Here is an 11,224-nt window from a genome sequence, read left to right as displayed (position 1 = left end):
TATGATTGTATTGGATAACAATCAAGGGATCACGACTGCTAGGGAGTAATCCCATAAGCTTGCCTTTGTAAATTTCTGAAAAAACTAAACATACGATAGTATGTTGTGGTTTTTATAATTGTATTGGATAATCAATCAAGGGATCACGACCGCCAGGGAGTAATCCCGTAAGCCTAATAATAAGTTTAACAATAAAAAAATACACATTACTCCCACTCCATCAATTTGTAACTTGTCACAGGCCTGAATAAGCAAACCAATATTGACTATTTATCACAAGCGATAAACTTTATAGCTGTAAAAAACATGATTAATACTAATACCTCTGTTTTAGAGAAATGATGTATTTCATGATAATCGTTTACCTTAACTTAAAGTTATATAAATCCGAAGCTTAAATTATAGAATATTATTTTACCTTTGCTTTTCAATTTTTAATAGATGAGCAACAGTATAGGTAAAATATTTAAATTAACTACTTTCGGTGAATCTCACGGTACGGCTATTGGTGGTATTATTGATGGCTGTCCTGCTGGAATTGTTTTAGATTTTGAGGCTATTCAACATGAATTAGACCGAAGAAAACCTGGACAATCTACTATAGTAACACAACGTAAAGAACCAGATACCGTTGAATTTTTATCAGGTATTTTTGAAGGTAAAACTACAGGTACTTCAATTGGTTTTGTGATAAAAAATACCAATCAGAAATCTAAAGATTACTCAGATATTAAAAATACTTTTAGACCCTCTCATGCTGATTTTACCTATACAAAAAAGTATGGCTTACGAGATTTTAGAGGTGGTGGACGTTCTTCTGCTCGTGAAACTGCAAATTGGATTGTAGCAGGTGCAATAGCAAAACAGCTATTAAAAAATATAAAAATAAACGCTTTTACAAACTCTGTTGGATCTATTACTTTAGATAAATCTTATCATGAATTGGATTTATCTAAAACAGAATCAAATGCAGTTCGTTGTCCTGATAATGAGACAGCAACTAAAATGATAGAACATATTAAAGCCATAAAAAAACAAGGAGATACTATTGGAGGCACTATTAGTTGTGTTGCTCAAAATGTACCTCTAGGCCTTGGTGAGCCTATTTTTGATAAATTACATGCTCGCTTAGGTCAGGCCATGCTTACCATAAATGCTGTTAAAGGATTTGAATATGGTAGTGGTTTTGAAGGTACAAAGTTAAAAGGTTCTGAACATAATGATTCCTTTAATACAGATGGCACAACAAAAACAAACCTTTCTGGTGGAATTCAAGGCGGAATTTCTAACGGAATGGATGTTTATTTTAAAGTAGCATTTAAACCGGTAGCTACCCTTCTTCAAAAATACGATACCATAGATGCTGATGGAAATGCCGTTACAGTACAAGGAAAAGGTAGACACGACCCATGTGTAGTGCCAAGAGCTGTACCAATTGTTGAAGCTTTAACAGCTATGGTGTTATTAGATTTTCTATTGCTCCATAAAACAAATACCTTATAAAAAGAGTTGAGTTTTAATTACTCAAATTTGCTACAAACCTAAGCAAGACCATACTCTTTTATGTGCTAATTTTGAACATCGAAAAATTTAAGTACATAAAAGGAAGAGGTGCTCAGATAAATACCAACAATCGCTTTTTAAAACTCCATAAAGTTTTAGAAGATGATTTCTTAAATTATTGTATAAAAGAAGGCGAGCATTATAACAATTCTAAAACTCAATATTTAGAAATATTTCCTAAAACAATTTTAAATAAAGTAACCAGCACAGATATTGGTTTCGCCTATTCTTTAAATCCTTATCAAGGATGTGAACATGGTTGTATATATTGTTATGCAAGAAACACACATGAATATTGGGGATATAGTGCTGGTCTCGATTTTGAAAGAAAAATTTTATATAAAAAAAATGCAGCTGAATTATTAGAACAAAAATTAAAAAGTAAAAACTGGAAAGCTCAAAATATAATGCTTTCTGGTAATACAGACTGCTACCAACCTATTGAAAAAAAATTAGAACTTACAAGATCACTATTAACCGTATTTTTAAAATACAAACATCCTGTTAGTATAATAACCAAAAACACTCTAATTTTAAGAGACTTAGACATACTTACCAAATTAGCCTCTTTAAACTTATTACATGTAAGCATTTCTATAACTTCTCTTGAAGAAAAAACAAGAAGAATTTTAGAACCCCGAACGGCTTCAATTGCTAAACGATTAAAAACTGTAGAAGTATTATCTAATCATAACATCCCTGTTAATGTTATGATGGCACCTATAATTCCTGCAATTAATAATCATGAAATTTTTGATTTAACAAAAAAAGTAAGTGAACTAGGTGCAAAATCTGTTGCTTATACCATGGTTAGGCTAAATGGTGCTATTAGCGAAATTTTTATAGATTGGGTAAATAAAACATTACCAGACAGAGCTAAAAAAATATGCAATCAAATTGCCGATTGTCATGGCGGAAAACTTAATGATAGTCGTTTTGGCACACGTATGAGTGGTGAAGGTAAAATTGCAGAACAAGTTCACCTTCAGTTTAGATTGGCTAAAAAAAAGTACTTTAGTAACAAATCTTTACCACCTCTAGATTATTCAATTTATTCTAAAAACACTCCACTTCAACTTAAACTATTTTAAAGTATTTTCATATAATACAATGTTAAAAAATAAACTCATAAAGTAAACGTTATATATAACACCTATTTAATTTGTATAATACTGTTAAACACTATTTCAGATAGTGTTAATAAAAAACTAAAAGCATCTACTACTTAAAAACATATAGCAAGTAGAATTCAGAGAAATGAAGCTGAATTTAAATTTAATTAAATGAAGAAGGTAATTTTACTTTATATGTTATGCTGTTTAAGTTTTATAAGCAGTGCTCAACTTCAAGAAGAAGATTTTAATGCTACAACAATGCCTAATGGCTGGAGTGCTACGTCTGGCCCAACTGGTTGTACTTGGCAATTTGGTTATTCTGGGTCTCTTATAGGAAGCGGATTTTATACACCCTCCAATTTTCCTAGTGGTGGTGTAATTTTTGATGACAATAGTTGTGGAGGATTTGTAAATAATTATATTGAATTAGAAGGTCCTGAAATTGATTTAGTAGCTGAAAACATTGTAAGTGCCGCTATTGAACTTACTTACAACCACCAAACCTTTAGTAATAGTGGAAATTTTATGGTTGATGTTTGGGATGGTACTACATGGCAAAATGTACTTTTGGTAGATGGAGATACTCCTGCAGCAAATACTGGCATTAATAAAACAGAAGTTATTGACATCACAGCTTATATTAATAATAATTTTAAAGTAAAATTTATTTATGATGATGAAAATACCTTAACCTACGGCGTAGGAATTGACCATTATAAACTAATAAATACTGCTACAGTAAGTGTTGACGAACTAATATCAGAAGGTTTTAAATATGCTCCTAACCCTGTAACAGGAAACATTTTAACACTTAATGCAAAAGAAAACATATCTCTGGTAAATGTTTACAATACCATTGGTCAAAAAGTAATTACAAAAAAACCGGATAGGTTAGAATCTAAAGTTTATATGGATAATTTGCCTAATGGGGTATATTTAGTTCAAGTAAAAATAGGTACAAAAAAAGGTACTTTTAAAATTATAAAAGGTTAAAAACTTTTTTGCATAACTTCTACTTTTCTATTTTTTATTAATATTTTTAAGGTTCAAACATAATTTTACTTTTATGAAACCTTTAAAATTAGTACTATTAGGTATTAGTCTTATATTTACCTACCATACAAATGCTCAACACAATAAAACTTTTTTCACCCATAATCCAACATTAACTCCAGACGCTAAACATATTATTTTCAGTTATGATAGTGATTTATGGAAAGTACCCACCGAAGGTGGCACCGCCGAGAGATTAACAGCTATGGAAGGAAATGAAAGTAACCCCAGTGTTTCGCCAGACGGATTGTGGTTAGCCTTTTCTAGCAATCAATTTGGTAATGACGATGTTTATATAATGCCGTTAAATGGAGGTGAAATTACACAACTTACATTTCATGAAAGTGATGACAGAGTGTCTTCTTGGAGTTGGGATAACTCAACCATATATTTTACTTCAGGACGGTTAAATTCTGTAACAACCTTTGGCATTAACAGAAATGGAGGTACTCCAAAACGCTTATTTGAACATTATTTTAATACAATACATAATGTAGTAGAACATCCTTTAAATGATGAAATTTATTTTAACGAATCTTGGGAAAGTGGTCGTTTTGCTCATAGAAAAAGATATAAAGGAGATTACAATCCTGATATAAAATCTTACAACCCAAAAACTAAAGAATTTAAAAAACATACAACCTATAGAGGTAAAGATTTTGGAGCTACTTTTGATAAAAATGGAACACTCTATTTTAAATCTGATCAAGCTAATGGTGAATACAACCTATATACTTTTGACAATAATGTTAAAAAACAATTAACTGATTTTTCCACTTCTATAATGTGGCCAAAAGTAAGTGCAAATGGAGAAAAAATTGTTTTCAGAAAAGACTATCAAATCTATGTATATGATGTTAAAACAGGAAAAACAGATAAACCTGAAATTCATATTTTTAAGAACAATACCTTAACTAAAAATCAAAGTTATAATGTAAAAGGTGAAATAAGCTATTTTGATGTATCTCCTGATGATAAAAAATTGGCTTTTGTATCAAGGGGAAGATTATTTATATCAGATAGTAAAGGAAAATTTATTAAAGAAATAAAAACAGATCCTTCAGAAGCTGTACAAGAAGTAAAATGGCTAAAAAACAATAAAACCTTACTCTACTCTCAATCCGTTAAAGGATATTACAACTGGTTTACCATAGATGCAGATAAGAATACTAACGCTAAACAACTAACTAAAAACAATAAAAATAACCGACAAATAACTTTTAATAGTGACCGTACAAAAGGAGTTTACATTAGCGGAAGAAATGATATTGTTCTTATCGATTTAACTACATTTAAAATAAATACAATTGTAACAGATGAATTATGGGGCTTTTACAATAGTAATCCCTATTTTTCTCCAGACGATAATTATATAGTCTATAATGCATATCGCGATTTTGAAGCTGATATATTTACCTATAATATCACAACTAAAAAAATAACTAATTTAACGAAAACAAAAGTTTCTGAATCTGGTCCGGTTTGGTCTCCTGACGGAAAATACATCTATTTTTCATCTGACCGATTACAACCCAGTTATCCTTTTGGCACCACAAATTCTAAAATTTATCAAATGGCATTAGATAAATTTGAAGCACCATTTAAATTAGATAAAATTAACAAACTGTTTGAAGAAAAAAAAGAAGAGAAAGAGGAGTCAAAAAAGGATAAAAAGAAAGAGAAAAAAGCTGACATTCAAAAACCTAAAGTTACTATTAATCCAACTCATAGTATGGAAAGGCTTACACAAATAAGCCCAAACTTTGGTCAACAAAGAAACATTAGCGTAATTTCAAAAGATGATAAAACATTTGTTCTTTATATTTCTAATCACTCCGAAGGTAAAAATCAATTATGGAAAACAACAATAGAACCATTTGAAAAAAACAAAACAGAAACCGTTAGTGATAAACGAATTGGTAATTATCAATTAGTTTCAACAGATAAAAACAATTACATTTTATTTAATGGCTCCATTTCTACATTAAAAATTGATGCTAATAAATTGGAAGAAATCAATTTAGATTTCAAATTTAATAAATCATTAGTTAAAGAGTTCAATCAAATGTTCTATGAAGCATGGGCAGGTATGGAAGAAAATTTTTATGACGAAAATTTTCACGGTCAAAATTGGCAAAAATTACGTGATTATTATGCTCAATATTTACCCTATGTCACCAGTAGAGAGAATCTAAGATTAATATTTAATGATATGCTTGGAGAATTAAACACTTCACATTTTGGATTCAGTTCTTACGGAAAAGAAGAAGATGTTTATTACGGAACACGAACTTTAGCAACAGGTATTTTATTTAAAAACGATAATCCGTATATCGTAAGTGGAATAGTAAAAGAAAGTCCTGCTGATGTTAAAAACAAAAATATTAAAGTTGGTGATGAATTAGTTGCAGTAAATGGAGTTCTTGTAGATTCTAAACAAAATAGAGAAAAGTATTTTTCAGAACCTACTTTTAAGGATGAAATTACACTAACCTTTAAACGCAATGGTACAAAACATTTAGTAAATATACATACAACTTCTAGTGGAGCTATAAAAAATCTACTTTACGATCAGTGGCAAGATACTAATCAAGAATATGTTGATAAACAATCAAACAATAGAATTGCTTATGTACATATGAAAAATATGGGTGGTGGCGAACTTATAAAATTTAAACAAGATTTAGTTAGTAATGAAGCTGATAAAGAAGCTTTAATTTTAGACTTACGTTACAACACCGGTGGTAATGTACATGATGGAGTTTTAAGTTTCTTACAACAAAAAACCTATCTACAATGGAAATATAGAGAAGGAAAACTTACAGGGCAATCTAATTTTAATTATGGAAACAAACCTATTGTTTTACTAATTAATGAACAATCACTATCTGATGCAGAAATGACTGCTAGTGGATTTAAACAACTAGGCTTAGGAACCATTGTAGGTACTGAAACTTATAGATGGATTATTTTTACAACTAGTAAATCTTTAGTAGATGGTTCTTTTTATCGCTTACCTTCATGGGGATGCTATACACTTGATGGTAAAAATTTAGAACACGAAGGGGTAAGCCCTGATGTTTATGTTAGTGAGAGTTTTAAAGATCGATTAGAAGGTAATCAACCTCAATTAGATAAAGCTATTGAAATTATATTAAAACAAATAAATTAACTGAAATAACTTTTTTATTTCTTTTAAAAGCAAAGTATCTTTGCCACAAATTAAATATTAAAAAATGAAAGACGGATTATACGCAAAATTTAACACCAGCAAAGGTGAAATACTTGTCAGTTTAACTTACGATAAAACACCTGGAACGGTTGGTAATTTTGTAGCTTTGGCTGAAGGTAATTTAGAAAACAAAGTACTTCCTCAAGGAAAACCTTATTATGATGGGTTAAAATTTCATAGAGTAATTCCTGATTTTATGATTCAAGGAGGATGCCCTCTTGGAACTGGTACTGGAAATCCTGGATATAGTTTTGATGATGAATTTCATCCTGATTTAAAACATGATAAACCAGGTGTATTATCTATGGCAAATTCTGGACCTGCTACTAATGGAAGTCAATTTTTTATTACACATGTTCCTACACCTTGGTTAGATAATAAACATACGGTTTTTGGACATGTTACTGAAGGTCAAGATATTGTTGATACTATTCAACAAGGTGATAAAATTGAAAAAGTTGAAATTATAAGAGTTGGTACTGAGGCTGAAAATTTTAATGCTGTTGAATCTTTTAGAGTTTTTGAAGGAGCTAGAGCAAAACGTGAAGCAGAAGAAAAAGCAAAACAAGAAAAATTATTAAATGATGCTTCTGAAGGTTTTGATAAAACAGAAAGTGGCCTAAGGTATAAAATTCTTGAAAAGGGAAATGGAAAAAATGCTACAAAAGGAGCTATGGTTTCTGTACATTATAAAGGTCAATTACTAGATGGAACTGTTTTCGATTCATCATATAAACGTAATGAGCCTATTGAATTTACAGTAGGGGTTGGACAAGTAATTCCTGGTTGGGATGAAGGTATTTTATTATTGCAAGTTGGAGATAAAGCTCGAATGGTAATTCCATCTGATTTAGCTTATGGTGCTAGAGGTGCTGGTGGAGTAATTCCTCCAAACGCCCCTTTAATATTTGATGTAGAGCTGGTTAATGTAAAATAAATATGTATCCAAATAAACATATATAACTACTAAAAGGCCCTATTATTTAGGGTCTTTTTTATAGGGATATATGTTTACATTTGTATACTGTTGTTGCTATTTAAATGAAAAAGAAATGCATACAATAGACTTAGAATCTTTAAAATATCCTATTGGGAAACCTGAAATTCCAAATCCCATTACATCACAACATATTAGAGATTGGATTACAATTTTAGAAGAATTTCCTGAACAACTATCCAAATTAGTTATCAATTTAACTGAAGAACAATTAAATACACCTTATAGACCTGAAGGTTGGACAGTTAGACAAGTTATTCATCATCTGGCAGATAGTCACCACAACAGTTACATCCGGTTTAAATGGGCTCTAACTGAAGTAAAACCCATAATTAAACCATATTATGAAGACCGATGGGCAGAACTTAGAGACTCTAAATCTGCTCCAATCTTACTGTCTTTAAATGCTTTAACAGCATTACATCAAAAATGGGTGTACTTTTTAAAAGGGCTCACACCAAACGAATTGCAACACACCTTTATTTATCCTGATAGTAACGAAGAAATATCATTAGCACAAAACATCGGAATTTATGCTTGGCATTCTGTACATCATTACGCCCATATAAATAGCTTAAAAAAAAGAATGTCTTGGAAATAAATTATTATTTATAGATCAATCCATTTTTAAACTTTGGATTATCACTATTAAGATTTATCAAAAATCCGTTAACAACAGCATAATCTATCTTTCCGTTTTTTTCTAATAAAAAGTTAGCGTTTGCCCCAACTCTAACTCTTAATTTTGGTGTGGCTTTTGTTACTTTTAAAACCATAATAGGCTTCGTAGTATAGTTTGCATCTGGAAGTTTTGCCATTTTAACATAAAGATACCCCTTTTTTAGCATAGATAATTCGTTTAACCTATCATAACTAGCTATTGAAGGTACCATTGACGGATACAGCGTACCTTCAACAATTTTATATCCTGTGGCATCAAAAGTCTCATAACCATAATAAGTAGATAAATCTCCTTGATCAACAATTCTTCCTACATTATAAAAATCAGTATTTTTATTAATACCAACCTCTAAATGATTTATACCTAAATCAATAGTATAATCTTTCCCATTAAGGTTGTATGTCAAATTTTTAATTTTTAAATCAAAAAGCTTACGGTCATTTTCAGGAATTTTATTGTAATCTTCAATATTAATATCTTCATAGCTTCCCTCAGCAATAGTATAAATTGCAGAAAGTATTGAAACATAATTCAATTTTCTAATTTCCTGTTTTTCAACATCATCAGGATATCCTCCAGATTCTATCAAAATTGCACTAGTACCCCATTTGGTAATATTATCTCCAAAAGCTCGAGGTTCAAAATCATCATTATAACGCCCTACTTGACCTGGTGCATAATTTTGAATAATATTATTCATAAAAACAATAACTTTCATCGCATTACCTCTAACCTCATTAATATCTTTTTCATAATTATAGGCAGGAGCTAAATATGATATTGTTGCTGGTTTTTCTGTTCTCTCTGCATTATAATATGTACTTTGATCGTGTAAATTAAATCCAAACGCTGCATTTAGGCTATCTCTAACACGTTTTAATGTTTTTCCCTCCGGAGATTGTAATCGTAATGCATCTCTGTTAATATCAATTCCCAACGCATTTCTTCGAGTAAAAACTTCTGCTCCATCAGGATTTAACATTGGTAAAAAATGTAAAGTTAATTTGTTAAGTATCGTTTTTTTCTCTTTAGAGAAATCATCACTATCTAAAAAATTTAAAATGTCAAAAATAGCTTGTGTAGCCGTTGGCTCATCTCCGTGCATTTGAGACCATAAAAAAACATTTGTTTTTCCAGAGCCAATACTTATTAAATTTAAGTCTCTGCCTTCTATAGATTCTCCAACTTTTTTAACTGTAAACTTCGAATTTTTACGATACTTCTCTATTAGAGGTTTTATATTTTGATGTTTAATTCTTCGTTTATCCAAACTCCCCTCTTTATACTTGTTGTAAGTATTATAGAGATTTGTGGTCATTTCACCGGTTTGACCTATAGTAAACCCTGTAATTAAAAATGCCCATAGTGTTAGTAACGTTCTTATTCTCATAGCTATTTGTATTGATTCTTATATGTTTAATATATATAGTTTAAAAATTATTCTATTCAGTTAAAACTTCTAGTTTTAATTGGGAGTTTCTTTTAAATTTAATTTTTTAGTTGCCTTTTTAACTTTATTTAAAAATTCACGACCTGGATCTGTTTTTTTAGTTCGGTAACCATCATCTTTTTCTAACCATAAAGGATGTCCTTCAAAATGAGTATATTCAAAATGTCCAATGACATATTCAATATCGTATTTTTTTGCTAAATAGTTTACCAACCAAATATTTGATTTTAACTGTGCTTTTGTAAGAGGTGTATCTTTTGTTCCTCCAACATTTTCTATTCCAATAGCTGAATGATTTAGCCCTATTACATGCCTTGCCATAATAGTTTCAGGCATAAGACGATAAATGGCACCATCTTGATCTATTAAAAAATGTGTAGATACATTTAATCCACTTCGATTAACCAATTCTGGCCGCCAATTGGGCAAAGTAGATTTTTCAAAAGCTTTAAATGAATTTTCAAGTGTAGGAATAGCTGTCCAGTGTAACACCACCATTTTTGGAATAATGGTAGGAGTTTCTTGTACCAATCCATAACGGTCTGACAAGTATTCTAATGTTAATTGCTTCCTTTGTTCATCAAAAATTATAGGCTTATCAATAATTTGATGAGTAGATTTACATGAAAAAAAAACTAGAAAGCAAATCGATAATATTAAAAATCTCATTTAGTATGTTTTCCACTTTTAACAGGCCAAAAATACTAAAGTTATTACATTTATTATCGCATTTAAAAAAATTAAAGTAATTACAAAAAAAACTGCCTTAACTTACCAAAATGTTAAGACAGTTTTTACCCCTTTATTCTATTAATCTTATAGTATATCTAATTTATTATTATGATTAATATTATTTCACTATTTGTATATTGAACAACAACCACTCCAAAATTCCTACCTTTTTTAGCAAAATATTTTTAAAATTATTTCATATCCAGAATCAATCACTTAAATATGAATACAATAGAGATAAGAAATAATTTTAAATAATGATTCACACTCATTTATAACCTAAAGTAAAAGCAAAAAAAAACTGTCTCAACTCACCATAGCGTTCAGACAGTTATTACCCCTTTTTTATGATTTTATCTTATAGTATATCTAATTTTATAAAGTTTAAATAATAATACAT

Annotated in this window: 8 protein-coding genes; 6 read left to right on the top strand and 2 right to left on the bottom strand. The window is 30.0% G+C overall.

What is annotated here, in order from left to right; genetic code table 11:
* Positions 1-441 precede the first annotated feature (441 nt).
* The 6 genes from aroC (at position 442) to EGM88_RS14400 (ending at position 8,561) form a co-directional block, all read left to right on the top strand.
* Positions 442-1,503 carry a chorismate synthase gene (gene aroC, locus EGM88_RS14425; protein ID WP_123899131.1) on the top strand — a complete coding sequence of 354 codons (1,062 nt, stop codon included), beginning with the start codon at positions 442-444 and terminating at the stop codon, positions 1,501-1,503.
* Between the two features lie 77 nt (positions 1,504-1,580).
* Positions 1,581-2,654: a PA0069 family radical SAM protein gene (locus EGM88_RS14420; protein ID WP_123899132.1), complete on the top strand. Its 1,074-nt coding sequence runs from the start codon at positions 1,581-1,583 to the stop codon at positions 2,652-2,654.
* 192 nt (positions 2,655-2,846) lie between these two features.
* Entirely contained in the window at positions 2,847-3,671 is an 825-nt protein-coding gene (locus EGM88_RS14415) for a T9SS type A sorting domain-containing protein (protein ID WP_123899130.1), read from the top strand.
* A 73-nt stretch (positions 3,672-3,744) separates the two neighbouring features.
* On the top strand, positions 3,745-6,903 hold the full coding sequence (locus EGM88_RS14410) for a S41 family peptidase (protein ID WP_123899129.1): 3,159 nt from the start codon (positions 3,745-3,747) through the stop codon (positions 6,901-6,903).
* 64 nt (positions 6,904-6,967) lie between these two features.
* The gene (locus EGM88_RS14405) at positions 6,968-7,900 is read left to right on the top strand and encodes a peptidylprolyl isomerase (protein WP_123899128.1); all 933 of its coding nucleotides are present in this window, start codon (positions 6,968-6,970) and stop codon (positions 7,898-7,900) included.
* A gap of 115 nt (positions 7,901-8,015) precedes the next feature.
* Entirely contained in the window at positions 8,016-8,561 is a 546-nt protein-coding gene (locus EGM88_RS14400; protein WP_123899127.1) for a YfiT family bacillithiol transferase, read from the top strand.
* A gap of 4 nt (positions 8,562-8,565) precedes the next feature.
* On the opposite strand, the gene EGM88_RS14395 is transcribed toward EGM88_RS14400, so the two are convergent.
* Together EGM88_RS14395 and EGM88_RS14390 are read right to left on the bottom strand one after the other, a co-directional pair.
* Positions 8,566-10,032 (bottom strand): M14 family metallopeptidase, encoded by a 1,467-nt coding sequence (locus EGM88_RS14395; RefSeq protein ID WP_123899126.1) that lies wholly within the window; start codon positions 10,030-10,032, stop codon positions 8,566-8,568.
* Positions 10,033-10,107: 75 nt separating this feature from the next.
* Positions 10,108-10,761 (bottom strand): peptidoglycan recognition protein family protein, encoded by a 654-nt coding sequence (locus EGM88_RS14390; RefSeq protein WP_123899125.1) that lies wholly within the window; start codon positions 10,759-10,761, stop codon positions 10,108-10,110.
* Positions 10,762-11,224: the final 463 nt, after the last annotated feature.

Origin of the sequence: Aureibaculum marinum (genome assembly GCF_003813905.1) — a bacterium.
GTDB classification, from domain to species: domain Bacteria; phylum Bacteroidota; class Bacteroidia; order Flavobacteriales; family Flavobacteriaceae; genus Aureibaculum; species Aureibaculum marinum.
This window is presented reverse-complemented; position numbering and strand designations above follow the sequence as displayed.